Origin of the sequence: Bacteroides sp. L10-4, from assembly GCF_013373675.1 — a bacterium.
GTDB lineage: Bacteria > Bacteroidota > Bacteroidia > Bacteroidales > Bacteroidaceae > Bacteroides > Bacteroides muris.
Genome location: NZ_JABXJH010000009.1, coordinates 14,337 through 28,962 on the forward strand (window position 1 = coordinate 14,337; position 14,626 = coordinate 28,962).

Consider the following 14,626-nt stretch of genomic DNA (forward strand, 5'->3'; position numbering starts at 1 on the left):
TACCTGTTTCTATTCTGTTTTGCCTCTCCACGTGCCTCAGAACCATAAAGAATTGCAGTAACAATATTCTCTTTTTTGATGACCTCTAACTATTCACGAACTCCCATGCAAATCTCGTTCCTTTCTCCAAATCCTGATTTACTTTCTTTCCCAATATATCTTTCAGATACTTAGGGTGCAAACCGAAGCCCGGACGAACGGAGCGAACGTTCTGCTCTGTAACCACTTCTCCGGCTTTCATATCCTCGGCTACATAGAGCGAACGGGAGAACTCCCTTCCCGACTTCATCTTATCAGTAAGTTCATACGATACTGAGCCGATAGCCGCTTCGGCCATGCGTATATCTTTCACCATTTGGGCAAACTCCTGCTCGTTCATTGAGAATGAGGCATCGGGGCCGCCAATACTACGGTCGATAATAAAATGCTTTTCAATCATGGTTGCACCTTGTGTCACAGCCACTACGGCAGACACACTGCCAATGGTATGATCGGACAAACCGGACTTCACTCCATAGCGCTCGGCTAAATCCTTTATCATGCACAGATTGGCTTCCTCAATGGGGGCAGGATAAGAGGAGGTGCATTTCAACAGCGTAATATCATCATTGCCCGCCGCACGGCAAGTATCTACAGCCAACCGGATGTCTTCTTCAGTGGCAATGCCGGTAGACATCACCATCGGTTTCATCTTCTTGGCGGCATATTCTATTAAAGGAATATCCGTAATTTCAAAAGAGGCAATTTTGTAAATGGGGTTGCCCAAGGATTCCAGGAAATCTACCGCAGTTTTATCAAACGGTGATGAAAAACAGACAAGTCCCTCTTCCTTGGCCACACGAAACAATTCTTCGTGCCACTCCCAAGGGGTATAGGCTTGTTTATAGAGATCGTACAAATATTTCCCATCCCAGATTGTGCCTTGCTTTATCTTAAAATCATCGGCATGGCAGTTCAGGGTTATGGTGTCAGCTGTATAGGTTTGCAGTTTTATGGCATCGGCACCTGCACGCTTGGCGGCTCTAATGGTGTCAGCAGCCACTTGTCTGCTCCCGTTGTGGTTGGCCGAAAGTTCTGCGACTATTATTGATTTGTTCATTTATTTGAATTTTAATACCGTTCCAGACCAGCTCAATCCCACTCCGAACCCTGCAATCATTACACTCATTCCCGATTTGACTATCCCCATATCCATACAATCTTTCAGTCCGATCATCACTGTGGAAGATACCGTATTACCTGTCGTTTCCAAATTTACATAAAATTTATCTTTAGATAATCCACATACTTTACGAATGGTATTAAGCATAAATTTATTAGCTTGGTGAAATACAAAGTAGTCTATTCCCTCTTTCTGCATTTCATTTCTTTCGAGAACCAGCCTTAGCAAAGCGGGAACCACCTCCAAAGTAAAGTTAAATACAGCACCTCCATTCATATAAAGATAATCATCATGCCAAACATGTCCTTCATCATCTGTCACAGACAGACCTGTTGCCATCTTCCAACGTGCTGCTCCTGTTTTCAGAATCAAGTGTTCGGCACCGCTGCCGTCAGTTCCCATTCCAAATGCACCTATTTTTGCAAAACCATCCGTAGAAATGAGACATGCAGCCGCTCCATCTCCAAATATCGAACGATTACTTTTGTCTGAAGGATGAAGATATTTGTTATAGGTTTCTGCCGTCAGCAACAATACGTTTCGTGCAATGCCTCCCGCTATCAGGCCTTTGGCTACAGCCAATCCATACACACAACCGGAACATCCCAAATTATAATCGAAAGCGCCCACATCGGTACGCAATCCTAAACGATTCTGAAGAATACAAGCCGTAGAAGGAAAAAAATAATCAGGACTCTGTGTACAAAGAAGAAGAAAATCTACTTCCTTCGGATCAATAGTGTATTCGTCAAATAACCTTCGTGCAGCTCTTTCTGCCATGTCACCGGCCGTTTCATGCTCTCCCGCAAGGTGCCGTGAATGTACGCCTACCTTTTGTGCCACTTTATCCACACTCCATTCCGGAAACTCCCGAACAAGTGCTTCGTTTGTCAAAACCGTTTCAGGCAGATAATACGAGATTGCTTTTATATACGCTCCCATAATTTCAATTTATTACAGTTCATTCGCCCCCCCCGTTAAATCAACACAAGAACCGGTCATCCATGCAGAAGCATCCGAAAGCAAGTAGACTGCCAGATAAGCCACATCTTCGGGGGTACCGTAACGCTTCAAAGGATATTGCAACTGTGCTGCCCCAAAATCTTCCATAGTCAGACCGCCTTTCAAAATCAAATCGGTTGCAACCATTGCCGGACAAATACAATTCACCCGAATGAGCCTCGGTGCCAGCTCAAGCGCCAAGCATCTGGCATACGATATCAGGGCTCCTTTTGATGCACTGTATATAGCATTTCCGATACTAGGGGATGATGCCGCACGGGAAGCTATAAACACTATCGAAGAGGACTTCTGTATTTTTTTCGCCTTAAGCAAAGCGGCTTGCAACAAGACATTCGATTTGAAATTGATGTTCATTACTTCATCAACATCTTGGGACATAACCATTTTACAAGGAAGTCGCTGGCCTATACCAGCACAATAAACCACCCCGTCCAACAAAGGCAATTGTCCCACAAGAGCCCGAACATCCTCGTCCGATGTAAGGTCGGCTACCAACATCTGACAGCCATTTCCCGAAAGACTGTCAAATATTGAATTAAGACGTTCTTTGTTACGGCCGGTCAGCACTACTTTCGCACCCATTCGGGAACAAGCAATAGAAATGGCCCTGCCTATGCCGGAAGACGCACCTGTCACAAGTATGGTTTTTCCTTGAAGGGAAAAAGGATTATCCACCATATTCATTTGGAGAGCAACAGATTAAACAAATCTTCGATGGTGCCACAAGAACGAATCTCTTTACCCGTCACACTTTTACCATACTCTGTCTTGATAAAGGCTATCACGGACATGGCAGTCAGTGAAGACCATTCTTCCAATTCCTGAAATACGGTATCTGCCTTAAACTCTGACATTTCAGTTTCATCAAATTGATTTGCAAAGTCTTGAACGAATTTTTCTATTCTCATCTTTTACGTATTTTATATAATCGATAACATCAAGTTTATATTTTTCCAAGAAATCCATCGGAGAATAATCATCACAAACCCAATACCTGATCTCCTTTTCATTTTGCCGCAAAGTCTTAAAAGATAAAAACTCGCATCCGAAAAACCTGTCAAGCATAATAGCCTCTGAATTATCCTCATTGACGGCACCATAGAATGTTTTTATCTTAAGAATCTCAAAGAAGAAAAAAAAGCACTCTCTGACAAAGAAAAAACCTTCACCACAAAGGCCGGGAACTAAATAATAGCCCAACTCCGCCTTATCCGATTCTTTATCCACACCGGTGACATTCATTACCCCTATCGGCTCATTTTCATCATATACCAGCCAATAATAACAATCGTCCCGCATACTCAGCCCATCAACAAATTTCAAATGGTCATCCAGCTGTAATACCTCTGAATGATACATCCATTGTCGTACATTTATGTCATTCCGCCAATTTAAAACATTTAGTTTTTCTTCAAAGGACAACTGTACAAAATTTTTAAAACTATATCGGGGAGTCTTATAAATGGTATTCCTATCTATTGATATCATAGTTCATTAAATATGTTTCGATAATTTTGTAAAATAAATGCCATACCATTTACAATCTTTGGCTTTATAGGCAATTTACTACCCGAATCCAATATTGTACTAGAATGTTTATCCAACAGATTCCCCAAAGGGATAATAGAGTCAGACTCTTTCAAATTCATATAGAATTCTTTCTGATTATTTACATACCATCCGGCAGCCACTCCTGCCCCACATGCCAATGCTTCCATACAAACCGAACTGGCAGAACAAATCACCAGATCGGAGTCGCAGAAAAGGTCTGCCATTTCTTGTGCCGTAAGGCGCGAACGATAAACAAGGCGACTGTCCTGCACACACGATGAATGAGAGGTGTAAGCATCTCCTACTACTGCCGTAATACTGTTCACAGTACAGAATCGAAGTACCTGATTCACAAAATAACCGGTTATATCATGAATGTCACTTCCTCCGAAACATACAGCCACTTTCTCTATCCTATCCGAAGAAATACTTTCCCTTTTTACAGCCTCTAGAAACGGCCTGCGCAACAGTGCCCAGTCAGATCCCAGACAAAGCCGGGTGTAAGGTTCCACGTCGAAAAGTGCAGAATTGGTCTGACCATGGTTAATCACAACATCAGCCACATAGTGCTTATCGTGCATATCGTCAATGCAAACCAGGCGGCAGCCTTTTTGCTTGATGGCACGCTGGTAATCGGTAGTGAAGAAATAATTGTCGAGCACCACGATTTCATCACCTTGTAGATGGGAAAGGAACTCATCATAATGCGCTTCCTCTTGCAAGGGGATGAAAGGACATACCTTCTCCATCTCACTTACCTGATATGAGGTAGGATGGCAAGTAAAGAAGGTACAATCGAAATCGTCCTTCAGCATATCGGCCAAAGCCAGAGTACGGATAAAGTGACCGTAGCCGATGGTAGCGCTTGCGTCGGCACGGAAATAGACTTTTCTCAAGGAAATGAGATAAATTAAAATATTTAGAGTTTGTCTATCTCTTCAATGGATAGTCCGGTAACCCGATGAATGATGTCAAAGGAAACATTCAGTTTTTTCATGTTTCTGGCATTCTCTTTCTTCTCTTCTTGTCTGCCTGCAGCAAGACCTTCCAATCGACCTTCCAATCGACCTTCCTCCCTGCCTTCCTGCCGGCCTTCCTCCCTGCCTTCCTGCCGGCCTTCCTCCGCTGCCGTGGTCAGGACATCATTCTGAATCATCACGGCATTGATATGCTCGTCATACGCCAATTGTTCGGCACGGTTCATGTTATAATAAATCAGTTTACGACGGGCCTCTTCCAGACCGGGAGCTTTCGTGTCGGGACGGATGACACCGGTTTTCAGATATTCTATCCACTCTTCAAGCGGAGTGACGGCTACCTTATTAAACTCGTTCACCCGGATAAGGAAGTACTCGGGGAATATTTCGGAAGGCAGCTTACGTACGATAGCATTTTTCTCTTTGGTGCTCACTTCGAGGAAGTCCCCCGTGTGAACACCTACGAATGTGTTCTGACCGTGATACAAGTAATCATTCCCCTTGCCGATGTCAAAATAAAGGATACTGACGGAATACACTTTCTTCACTTCCGAGTAAAGGTTTCCCAGTTCGATATGCTCTGTGATGGCTTTTGCTACACCGAAAAGGATACGTTCCAGATAATAAATCTCGCGGGTGTTCTGAACTTCCACAATAATGATTTCGTCCTTACTGTTGCGGGCCTTGATGTCCACACGGTTGAATTTATCGCTTTCACACTGCTGGTTACCCTCGCTTTCCAGTATCTCCACGATATGGATGGATTCGCCCAACAGCACGGTAAGGAAACCTTCGAGAACACCGAAGTTAGCCTTGTTGCGCAGCAATCTTTTCACCGCCCAGTCAAAACGTATATATTTATCTTTCTGTTCCATAACCTTCACCGATAGTTAGTTATATGTATATGCAAAGATAACGATAAATATCGAAACTAGAAATATCCAGAATCTTTTTCTACCTGCAAACTCTTTAAAACCATACACGAAGGTTATCTATGAAGCAATCCATACTTCATTTCTGCCAATGTCCAGTCGGTCAGCGTATCGAGGTCCTGCACTTCAAGTTCGGAAAGTACCAACCCGGCTGTATTCTCACCCCAAAAAGTCCGGCTCTCCACAAAGGAAGCGGTACGAGAGAAATAGAACTGACCGGCATCGTGATAAATCGGCTCTAAATCTTGGGAACGTGTATTCATGTATTCGGGATAAACCATACCGATTCTCCCGTCCACGATGTGAAGGCTGCGCTGTATGGGATAGGAATAAGCCACACAAGTGAAAACGGAATCTATCTCCGAATTCATTTTCCCATATGCTTCCCGGAGTCTTTCGGGAGTGACGAAAGGAGCCGTTGAGTAAATGCAACAAACCGTTTCGAACTCTCTGCCTTGCTCTTTATACATCTGCAGAACTTCAAGAATGACATCAGCCGTCCCGGCATAGTCATTTGACATCTCGGCACTCCGCATGAAAGGAACTTTGGCACCATATCTGCAAGCGATTGCAGCAATCTCCTCATCATCGGTAGAGACCATTACCTCATCAAAAAGTCCGCTCTGCAAAGCCGCCTCAATGGAATATGCTATGATAGGTTTACCCATGAAGGGTCTGATATTTTTACGCGGAATGCGCTTGCTGCCGCCGCGGGCAGGAATAATACAGATATTTTTCATTTCTGTAGAAATTCAATTACTTTCTCTATCACATACTCCTGCTCCTCCTCCGTCAACGTAGGATACATTGGAAGACTCAGACAATGCTCATAATATTCCTCGACTACAGGCAAATCGCCTTTCCTACTGCCCAACTGCTGATAGTAAGGCATCAGATGGAGCGGAGCATAATGAACCTGCGCATAGACATTGTTCTCGTGCAGATAATTATAAAGGCCCAAGCGGTCGGCCACTTGAATGACATAAAGATGATAGGCGTGATAGGCATCGGCAGCATTGAACGGAGTCTTGATGCCATCTATTCCGGAAAACGCTTCATTATAGCGTCTCACGATTTCATGACGGCGGTCAAGACCTGCTTTCGCACGCTCCAGCTGAGAAACACCCAGGGCAGCCTGGAAATCAGTCAGACGGTAATTATACCCCAGTTCCTGCATCTCGTAATACCAGCCGCCATGATGCTCGTGCAACAAGGCAGCATCCTTGGTAATGCCGTGAGTGCGATAAAGACAAAGCTTGTCATAGAGCTCCTTGCTGTTGGTGGTCACCATGCCTCCCTCACCCGTAGCGATATGTTTCACGGGATGGAAAGAGAATACGGCACAGTCGGCAAAACAACCGTTACCACAATGTTGTTTCTTGCCTTTACTGTCCGTGAAATAGCCGCCGGGAGCATGGCAGGCATCTTCGATAATCCACAGGCCGTACTCGTCGGCAAGCTTTCTGAACTCTTCCAGGTTCAAAGGATAGCCGGCAAAATCAACCGGAACAATACCTTTGTAAGTACCGCGGGGAGAAGCCTTAAGCATGGCTTCAAGTTTACGGATATCCATGAGGTAGGTATCCTTGTCAATATCGCAGAACACCACCTCGCCGCCACAATAGCGGATGCAGTTGGCACTGGCAGCAAAGGTCATGGGAGTGACAATCACCTTGTCGCCCGGCTTTACATTCAGTGCGGTCGCTGCAAGATGAAGCCCCGAAGTGGCATTGTTCACCGCTACGGCATATTGCGCACCTACATATCCGGCAAATTTCGTTTCAAATTCCCTAATCTTGGGGCCTTGTGTCAGGTAGTCGCTTTTCAGGGTATCGATGACTGCCCGGATATCCTCATCTGTGATATGCTGACGACCGTATGGAATAGGCTTGCTTATCATTTCACCTCGAAATTAGGGTCAACGTATTTCTTTATATTCTCGCGCATAGTCTCTACTGTCTCCCACTCCGTATTGTTGTCACTGCTGTAGTGGAAACCGTCGGGAACGGGCATTGCATTGTGATGTCTGATGAACTCTTCGCGACTGTGCCTGAAAGATACGGAAGGAAGAATGACATAATATCTGCCCAAGTCGATCGTATCAAGAGCATCGGTTACAGTAATCATCTCTTCGTGCAGCTTCTCTCCCGGACGGATGCCCACTTCCACCTGCGGCAGATTGGGCGCAATGGCAGCGGCCACATCCTTGATATGGTAGGAAGGAATCTTAGGGATGAAGATTTCACCACCCAGGTGATGTCCGATGGCATACATGACCAGAGCTACACCGGCTTCCAGCGAGATGTTGAAACGGGTCATGCGCATATCGGTTATGGGAAGTTCCTTCGCCCCGTTGTCGCGCTTGCTGATGAAAAAAGGGATTACGGAACCACGGGAACCCATCACATTGCCATAACGTACTACGGAGAACTTGATGTCCTTGGAACCGCTGATATTGTTGGCGGCAGTAAACAGCTTGTCGGAAGTGAGTTTGGTGGCGCCATAAAGATTGATGGGGGCACAGGCCTTGTCGGTAGAAAGGGCCACCACATGCCGGACCCCGGTGGCAAGAGCAGCCTTTATCACATTTTGCGCACCGTGTACATTGGTTTTGATGCACTCTTCGGGATTGTATTCAGCGGTATCCACCTGCTTGATGGCAGCTGCATGGATAATCACGTCCACTCCTTCGCAAGCCCGCGTCAGACGTTCAAGGTCGCGGACATCACCGATAAAGAAGCGCAATTGCGGATACTTATGACCGGGATATTTCTGCTTCAGTTCAAATTGCTTCAGCTCATCACGGGAGTAAATAATGATTTTCTTTACTTGCGGATAATCACGAAGAATGGTTTCCACAAACTTCTTGCCGAAGGAACCTGTTCCTCCGGTAATCAATACGGATTTGTTGTTAAGCATTATAATGAAAAGTTTTATTCATCGATATATTCCCACGGATAGGGATTGCCTGTCACATCCTGAAACTCATCAACCGCTTCCTGCTGTTCGGGAGTAAGTGATGAGGAATCCCAGGAGGAGATAATGGAACGGCCCTCGTCGGCCAAAGACTCGTCGAACACTTCACCGTAGCAGGCGGTAAGCAGGCGGAGCTTCAGTAAGGAAGCGGGAAGGGCGTCGAGCACATCCCAACAACAGTCCAGCACTTCCTGGACATGCCGCTGTTTTTCGCCATGGTCGACAAAAGAGGCGCCGTAACCCATAAGAAGGGCAAGACAGACATTTGCCTGCTCTTCGATGGTAGCACCTTTAATACCCGACCGGTACAAAGCCATGGTAAGACGGTAGACCTCACCGTTCCGCCGTGACAAGTCATCGCTATAGACGGGACTGCCGTCCATACCCAAATACATCAGTTCGTGCGCAGCACGCTGAAGAGAGATTGCTTCTTCGGAAAGAGACATAAGCAATTATGGAATTAAGAATTAAAAATTAAAGTTCAGCCGATTACTTCTATAAGATCGGGATGGATAGTGGCCATGGCAACAGCTATGACACCTTGTATTTCGATAACCACGCGACGGTCACGTGCGCCTTTCACCTTCAGAAATATACCTTCTTGCCCCTCAAATTCACCGCCGGTAATCCGGACTTTGGTACCTTTGGACAAGTTCAATTCATCCGGTTGAAAATAAAGAAGATGATCATCGTAAGTGCCGGATACGGCAATGAAACGCTGCATCTGACTGTCGGGGACAATAATCTTCTGTCCACTGCGAGTATCGGTGATATATTGCAAATAAGTGACTTGAGACTTGACACGCTGCACATCGGAAGGACGGGCATGGACAAAAAGCAGATTATGAACGACCGGAACCAAAACACGGACTTTTTTTCCTTTTTTTATACATATCTTATATTGCATAGGAATGAAACAGCCCAAATTTTCTTTCTTGAGCAGACGCATGGCATCCGGTTCTCTGCGGTAGGTGGCACGCATGGCATACCAAATTTCGGCCTCTTTCTCTATTCCCATTTTATGCTTTTGTTCAGAAAAGGGTGTTCTCCTGGGGCTTTGAATCTCTTGTATATACTTGAAATTCAATTATTTGCGGGCACATTATGTAGAATACGACAAGCTTTATGCCCTTCTTGCCAACAGATTTTTTGCAGTCATTCATTACCTGTCAGGTAAAATACTGTAAACGAATCTATTGCAAGCAAAAAGCGTTCAATAGACGTTCGTTTTTTGAACGTCAATATTTAAGAAAATTAAAGAGAAAAGATTACTTAAAAATTAGTAAAAGGAAGAAGTTAGAGAAATACAATGCAATAGGCTTACTGACAAAGTATTATACTCACTAAAAAGAAATTTATAGAATATTTTTATTAAACATTTTGCGAGATTCAAAAATACACGTTATCTTTGCGTTCATTAAACGAACGTTTAAAAAACACCTTTTCTAAACGCAATATTCCACTGTATAACAGCAAATTACACCCAAGTAAAAAAATATCGTGTTTATAGAAATCAGATTCCTACAAACACGATATCAATTAAAAAAGAAATTACTATTCTCAGAAATTAAAGATACCCAATTCCGGGAAAGTAGCCCCCTGCACCGCAAAACAGATTCCGAAACAAGCCGCACTTACAATCCAAAGGATAACCAGCGTCCACTTCAGACCGGAATTCATCGGCTGCCATTTGAATATCTGGCTAAAGATGGCCCACACAAGGCTGACCAAAGGAATCCCTACCAGCAAGATACCTGCAATGTACATCACAATGGCAGACAACGGAGAAGTAGACAGTACCAAATCAGCCATCGGGAAATGGGAAATGAGAGCCGCACCACCACCGACAGCGACCGTTATCGCAGCAAACAACAGCGCCACGAATACCACTCCAAATACAAACAGTATCGGACTGCAGATAATGGCGAATATCACCAGACAGATTTTCAAAAACCAGCCGGCAATCATCACCAGCCCATCTCCCAACTTTTGCAGGAAAGTACGGGGCTTGTCCGACCTCATATAATCATTCACCCCATTGGCGACTTTCTCAAAACCATCCGTCACCGTCTTTCCGATATTCTCCACCGTAACGGCCTCGCCCCGCATGCTCAACTTCTCAGCAGCCGTGCGAGCCTCCGGTATAATCAGCCAACATACGATATAGACCGGTATCAACGTCCCTACCCCGCAAATCAAGATAACAAGCAGCAACAGCCGAAGCAAAGTCACGTCCCATCCTAGGTAAGCAGCCATTCCACTGATGACACCACCCAGCATCTTGTCATCCGGATTACGGTAAAGACGACGGCGTGTAGTGCCATAAGCGGTATTACTGTTCCAAGCACCGGCACCATAGCCGCCCCCGGTACTCGTGCTGCCGGAATCGGCACTAGCACTCTCTCCTTCCGCCTCCATATCTTCAGGCTTTCCCATACGGGCAATCACCTCTTCTACATCGGCTATCGTAATTACTTGTGAGCCGGCCGACAATTTCTCGGCAAAGAGTTCGGAAATACGGCGTTCAATATCATCTACAATCTCGTCGGCACCGGCTTCCTTGCGGAAGTGCATCTTGAGATTACTCAGATAATTATCCAAAAGACGGTATGCGTCATCATCAATATTGAAAACGGTTCCACCTAAATTTACAGTTAATGTCTTTTTCATAACACACTATTTATTTACAATTTGACTATTTACGATTTACTATTTACCATTCGGCGAATGCGGCATATTCTCTGTGGTCATTTCAAGAATTGCTGATGTGATTCACCGTCTCGTTCAATTCTTTCCAGGATGTTTCCAGTTCACCGAGAAAAACTTCTCCTTTTTCCGTCAACCGGTAATATTTACGGGGAGGACCTTGTGTAGACTCAATCCATTCATATCCCAGAAGGTCGTCATTCTTCAGACGGGTGAGCAATGGATAAAGTGTACCTTCTACTACAATCAGTCTGGCTTCTTTCAACTTCTGAATGATATCCGAAGCATAAGCCGGCTCTTTGTGAAGCAGCAGCATGATGCAATATTCAAGCATGCCCTTGCGCATTTGCGACTTTACATTGTTTACATCCATAATGGCATTTACAATTTGACAATTTACTATTTTGCTGCGCAATAGAGTAATGAGTGTCCTTATTAATTCTATTGACGTTCCTTGTATGGCACAAATATATGTATTATACCAGTACCTTGTATTACAAAGTACCTTATATTAAATATGATTAACAATAAAAGCAGTACACACCACTCTCCATCATCAGTAGTGTGAACAACATATCGTTTATGGTCAATAAGTTATTAAGATTTACAGATAAATAAGCCGATTGATAAGCCTGAACAGAGAAAGGGGAATATTTACCGATGGATAACTATTTTATCCAATATACCGGTCAGACTCGCAATCACCACTCCGTAGTTAGTTATGGGGATATGTTGTGCGCGGGCATGGGCAATACGGTTGAGTACATACTTACGATTGAACATACAGGCCCCGCAGTGGATAATCAAGTCGTATCGGGACAAGTCTTTTGGGAAGTCACTCCCGGAGACGAAGTCTATCTGCAATCCCCCACCGACACGCTTCCGCAGCAGGCGGGGAATTTTGACCTTCCCGATGTCCTCGGCCAGCGGAGCATGGGTACAAGCTTCGGCTATCAGTACGCGCGATTGCGCTGTGAGGCAGTGGATAGCGGCAGCTCCCTCCACAAAATCATGGATATTCCCTTTGTAACCGGCAAAAAGAACCGAAAAAGAGGTGAGGCTGCTTTCGGCGGGCTTTTGCCGATAAACGACGGGAAATACCTGAGAGTCTGTGATAATCAGCTTGGGCGGACGGACAAGGGCTTGCAGAGAGGCTTGCAGCTTATCGGTGGTGCAGCTCATCACCAGGCACTTTTTATCCAACAGTTCGCGGATGGTCTGCACCTGCGGAAGAATCAACCGACCTTTTGGGGCTTGAATATCTTGGGGCATGACCAACAAAACAACATCTCCCTCAGCCACTAGTCCGCCCGTAATGGTTTGCTCACCAAAGTCCTCGGGAAGTTTCTCAAGGATGGCATCGAATATGTCCTGAATGCCGGTGCCTTCTTTGGCACTGACTACAACTGGAGTCCGTCCACACTCCCTTTCAATCCAGAGCACCAACGAAGCGACATCCCGGCGGGAATCGGCTTTATTCAGTATTGGTATAACGGGAATTCCTTGCTCTGCCAGCAAATCCATCCATTGTTTTTCCAAAGTTCCGTCTTCTTCATAAAGCAAGAGGGCGACGTCGGCTTTCTCCACCGTCTTCAAGGTACGTTCCACACGCATCTCGCCCAGTTCGCCTTCATCGTCATCAAAGCCGGGAGTATCAATAAAGAGACACGAACCCAGAGGATATACTTCCATGGCCTTTGTCACGGGGTCGGTAGTAGTGCCGGGAGTTGCCGATACCAATGCTGTGTCTTGCCCGGTCAAAGCATTGACAAGGCTGGACTTTCCGCTGTTCCGTCGTCCGAAAATTGCAATGTGCAGACGGTTTGAATGGGGTGTATGATTCATATTCTCCTTTTTTCTTCTGCTTGAAATCTAAAATCTGAAATCCCTTTTCCCTTCTCCTATCTCTTGGAGGTTACGCTCGGTCATCGCCCGTATCTTGCGATTCGGGATATGTTCCATCTCCTCACGAATCAGCCGTATTCCCTTCTCCTTTGTGTCAGAAGAGGCATAGTCCTCCAGATATTCCTTCAAGGTCATCAGGGCATTGGGCTGGCAACAGTTTGCTATCTGCCCGCGCTTGACGAGCGACATGAAACGGTCTCCGGTGCGTCCCTCGCGATAGCAGGCGGTACAGAAACTGGGAATATGCCCCAGGTCGAGCAGCCAATTCACCACTTCATCCAGCGTGCGCCGGTCGCTTACATCGAATTGGGAAGAGTCCTCCTCTTCCGTTTCCGGAACGGCATAGCCTCCCACACTGGTACGCGAACCGCCGCTTATCTGCGAAACGCCCAGTTCGAGCACCCGGCGGCGTACGGCTTCCGACTCACGGGTGGAAATAATCATTCCCGTATAAGGCACTGCAATGCGGGTAACCGCCACAATACGGCTGAACATCTCATCTGAGATGGCATCGGGAAAGTCTTCGGTCGAAATATCATCTGCCGGACAGATACGCGGCACGCTGATGGTATGCGGACCTACGCCAAAGGTAGCTTCCAGATGTTCGGCATGCATCAGCAATCCTACGAAGTCGTAGCGATAGGTATTCAGACCAAACAATACGCCGATACCTACATCGTCGATGCCTCCCTCCATGGCACAGTCCATCGCTTCGGTGTGGTAGGCATAATTACTTTTCGGTCCTGTGGGATGCAAGGCTTCGTAATGCCCTTTGCTGTAAGTCTCCTGAAAAAGGATATAGGTGCCGATGCCTGCCTCTTTCAGCAACCGATAGTTCTCCACCGTAGTAGCGGCTATGTTGACATTCACCCGGCGAATGGCTCCGTTCTTGTGATGGATGCTGTAGATAGTACGGATGGACTCCAGAATATAATCGATGGGATTGTTCCGAGGGTCTTCTCCGGCTTCCAGCGCCAGACGTTTATGTCCCATGTCCTGCAAGGCGATAACCTCGCGGCGTATCTCCTCTTGCGAGAGTCTCTTGCGGGGAATGGTACGGTTCTTGGCATGATACGGGCAATAGACGCAACCATTCACGCAATAGTTGGAAAGGTAAAGCGGGGCAAACATCACAATGCGGTTACCATAGAATTTCTGTTTGATTTCACGCGCCAAATGAAAAATACGCTCTACCAGTTCCGGCTCGTCGCATTCCAGCAGCAGGGCCGCCTCCCGATGGGAAAGCCCCCGGCACAAAGCAGCCTTGTCAATCAGACTCTCGATGAGCGGACGATTGTTGCGGTTTGCCCGGGCATACTCCAACGTGTCCAATATCTCCTGATGATTGATAAATTCTTCCGCTTGTCTTGACTTTATGTTATACACTTCGTAAA

At 45.9% G+C, this 14,626-nt stretch carries 16 protein-coding genes; all 16 read right to left on the reverse strand.

Features of this window, described 5'->3' with window-relative positions:
- Nucleotides 1–85: 85 nt before the first annotated feature.
- Complete coding sequence (gene pseI / locus HU824_RS04605) at nucleotides 86–1,099, reverse strand: pseudaminic acid synthase (protein ID WP_176468228.1); 1,014 nt, start codon at nucleotides 1,097–1,099, stop codon at nucleotides 86–88.
- Nucleotides 1,100–2,104 carry a 3-oxoacyl-ACP synthase III family protein gene (locus tag HU824_RS04610; protein ID WP_136010403.1) on the reverse strand — a complete coding sequence of 335 codons (1,005 nt, stop codon included), beginning with the start codon at nucleotides 2,102–2,104 and terminating at the stop codon, nucleotides 1,100–1,102. It abuts the gene before it with no gap.
- Between the two features lie 12 nt (nucleotides 2,105–2,116).
- Nucleotides 2,117–2,863, reverse strand: a complete 747-nt coding sequence (locus tag HU824_RS04615) for an SDR family NAD(P)-dependent oxidoreductase (RefSeq protein WP_176468229.1) — start codon at nucleotides 2,861–2,863, stop codon at nucleotides 2,117–2,119.
- A gap of 2 nt (nucleotides 2,864–2,865) precedes the next feature.
- Entirely contained in the window at nucleotides 2,866–3,093 is a 228-nt protein-coding gene (locus HU824_RS04620; RefSeq protein WP_136010402.1) for an acyl carrier protein, read from the reverse strand.
- Complete coding sequence (locus HU824_RS04625; RefSeq protein ID WP_136010401.1) at nucleotides 3,050–3,673, reverse strand: GNAT family N-acetyltransferase; 624 nt, start codon at nucleotides 3,671–3,673, stop codon at nucleotides 3,050–3,052. Before HU824_RS04625 ends, HU824_RS04620 begins: the two co-directional genes overlap by 44 nt.
- Complete coding sequence (pseG, locus tag HU824_RS04630) at nucleotides 3,670–4,632, reverse strand: UDP-2,4-diacetamido-2,4,6-trideoxy-beta-L-altropyranose hydrolase (RefSeq protein WP_176468230.1); 963 nt, start codon at nucleotides 4,630–4,632, stop codon at nucleotides 3,670–3,672. The genes HU824_RS04625 and pseG overlap by 4 nt, the downstream gene beginning before the upstream one ends.
- 23 nt (nucleotides 4,633–4,655) lie before the next feature.
- A complete protein-coding gene (locus tag HU824_RS04635; protein WP_136010399.1) occupies nucleotides 4,656–5,588 on the reverse strand; it encodes an Rpn family recombination-promoting nuclease/putative transposase in 933 nt (310 codons plus the stop codon).
- Between the two features lie 113 nt (nucleotides 5,589–5,701).
- On the reverse strand, nucleotides 5,702–6,385 hold the full coding sequence (gene pseF / locus HU824_RS04640) for a pseudaminic acid cytidylyltransferase (RefSeq protein WP_176468231.1): 684 nt from the start codon (nucleotides 6,383–6,385) through the stop codon (nucleotides 5,702–5,704).
- Nucleotides 6,382–7,545, reverse strand: coding sequence for a UDP-4-amino-4,6-dideoxy-N-acetyl-beta-L-altrosamine transaminase (pseC, locus tag HU824_RS04645; protein ID WP_176468232.1), 1,164 nt, complete (start codon nucleotides 7,543–7,545; stop codon nucleotides 6,382–6,384). The genes pseF and pseC overlap by 4 nt, the downstream gene beginning before the upstream one ends.
- Nucleotides 7,542–8,564 (reverse strand): UDP-N-acetylglucosamine 4,6-dehydratase (inverting), encoded by a 1,023-nt coding sequence (pseB, locus tag HU824_RS04650; protein WP_136010396.1) that lies wholly within the window; start codon nucleotides 8,562–8,564, stop codon nucleotides 7,542–7,544. The genes pseC and pseB overlap by 4 nt, the downstream gene beginning before the upstream one ends.
- 14 nt (nucleotides 8,565–8,578) lie before the next feature.
- Nucleotides 8,579–9,067, reverse strand: coding sequence for a UpxZ family transcription anti-terminator antagonist (locus HU824_RS04655; protein ID WP_136010395.1), 489 nt, complete (start codon nucleotides 9,065–9,067; stop codon nucleotides 8,579–8,581).
- Nucleotides 9,068–9,102: 35 nt separating this feature from the next.
- Nucleotides 9,103–9,639, reverse strand: a complete 537-nt coding sequence (locus HU824_RS04660; protein ID WP_136010394.1) for a UpxY family transcription antiterminator — start codon at nucleotides 9,637–9,639, stop codon at nucleotides 9,103–9,105.
- 542 nt (nucleotides 9,640–10,181) lie between these two features.
- Complete coding sequence (locus HU824_RS04665; RefSeq protein ID WP_136010393.1) at nucleotides 10,182–11,291, reverse strand: PspC domain-containing protein; 1,110 nt, start codon at nucleotides 11,289–11,291, stop codon at nucleotides 10,182–10,184.
- An 82-nt stretch (nucleotides 11,292–11,373) separates the two neighbouring features.
- A complete protein-coding gene (locus HU824_RS04670) occupies nucleotides 11,374–11,700 on the reverse strand; it encodes a PadR family transcriptional regulator (protein WP_005825341.1) in 327 nt (108 codons plus the stop codon).
- Nucleotides 11,701–11,981: 281 nt separating this feature from the next.
- Entirely contained in the window at nucleotides 11,982–13,172 is a 1,191-nt protein-coding gene (gene hydF, locus HU824_RS04675) for a [FeFe] hydrogenase H-cluster maturation GTPase HydF (RefSeq protein ID WP_176468233.1), read from the reverse strand.
- A 27-nt stretch (nucleotides 13,173–13,199) separates the two neighbouring features.
- Nucleotides 13,200–14,618 carry a [FeFe] hydrogenase H-cluster radical SAM maturase HydG gene (gene hydG, locus HU824_RS04680; RefSeq protein WP_176468234.1) on the reverse strand — a complete coding sequence of 473 codons (1,419 nt, stop codon included), beginning with the start codon at nucleotides 14,616–14,618 and terminating at the stop codon, nucleotides 13,200–13,202.
- Nucleotides 14,619–14,626: the final 8 nt, after the last annotated feature.

What these genes read in the sequence shown, in the direction of transcription:
- pseI (WP_176468228.1), bottom strand. Translation starts at nt 1,099, where the DNA reads ATGAACAAATCAATAATAGTCGCAGAACTTTCGGCCAACCACAACGGG.
- HU824_RS04610 (WP_136010403.1), bottom strand. Translation starts at nt 2,104, where the DNA reads ATGGGAGCGTATATAAAAGCAATCTCGTATTATCTGCCTGAAACGGTT.
- HU824_RS04615 (WP_176468229.1), bottom strand. Translation starts at nt 2,863, where the DNA reads ATGGTGGATAATCCTTTTTCCCTTCAAGGAAAAACCATACTTGTGACA.
- HU824_RS04620 (WP_136010402.1), bottom strand. Translation starts at nt 3,093, where the DNA reads ATGAGAATAGAAAAATTCGTTCAAGACTTTGCAAATCAATTTGATGAA.
- HU824_RS04625 (WP_136010401.1), bottom strand. Translation starts at nt 3,673, where the DNA reads ATGATATCAATAGATAGGAATACCATTTATAAGACTCCCCGATATAGT.
- HU824_RS04635 (WP_136010399.1), bottom strand. Translation starts at nt 5,588, where the DNA reads ATGGAACAGAAAGATAAATATATACGTTTTGACTGGGCGGTGAAAAGA.
- pseF (WP_176468231.1), bottom strand. Translation starts at nt 6,385, where the DNA reads ATGAAAAATATCTGTATTATTCCTGCCCGCGGCGGCAGCAAGCGCATT.
- pseC (WP_176468232.1), bottom strand. Translation starts at nt 7,545, where the DNA reads ATGATAAGCAAGCCTATTCCATACGGTCGTCAGCATATCACAGATGAG.
- pseB (WP_136010396.1), bottom strand. Translation starts at nt 8,564, where the DNA reads ATGCTTAACAACAAATCCGTATTGATTACCGGAGGAACAGGTTCCTTC.
- HU824_RS04655 (WP_136010395.1), bottom strand. Translation starts at nt 9,067, where the DNA reads ATGTCTCTTTCCGAAGAAGCAATCTCTCTTCAGCGTGCTGCGCACGAA.
- HU824_RS04660 (WP_136010394.1), bottom strand. Translation starts at nt 9,639, where the DNA reads ATGGGAATAGAGAAAGAGGCCGAAATTTGGTATGCCATGCGTGCCACC.
- HU824_RS04665 (WP_136010393.1), bottom strand. Translation starts at nt 11,291, where the DNA reads ATGAAAAAGACATTAACTGTAAATTTAGGTGGAACCGTTTTCAATATT.
- HU824_RS04670 (WP_005825341.1), bottom strand. Translation starts at nt 11,700, where the DNA reads ATGGATGTAAACAATGTAAAGTCGCAAATGCGCAAGGGCATGCTTGAA.
- hydF (WP_176468233.1), bottom strand. Translation starts at nt 13,172, where the DNA reads ATGAATCATACACCCCATTCAAACCGTCTGCACATTGCAATTTTCGGA.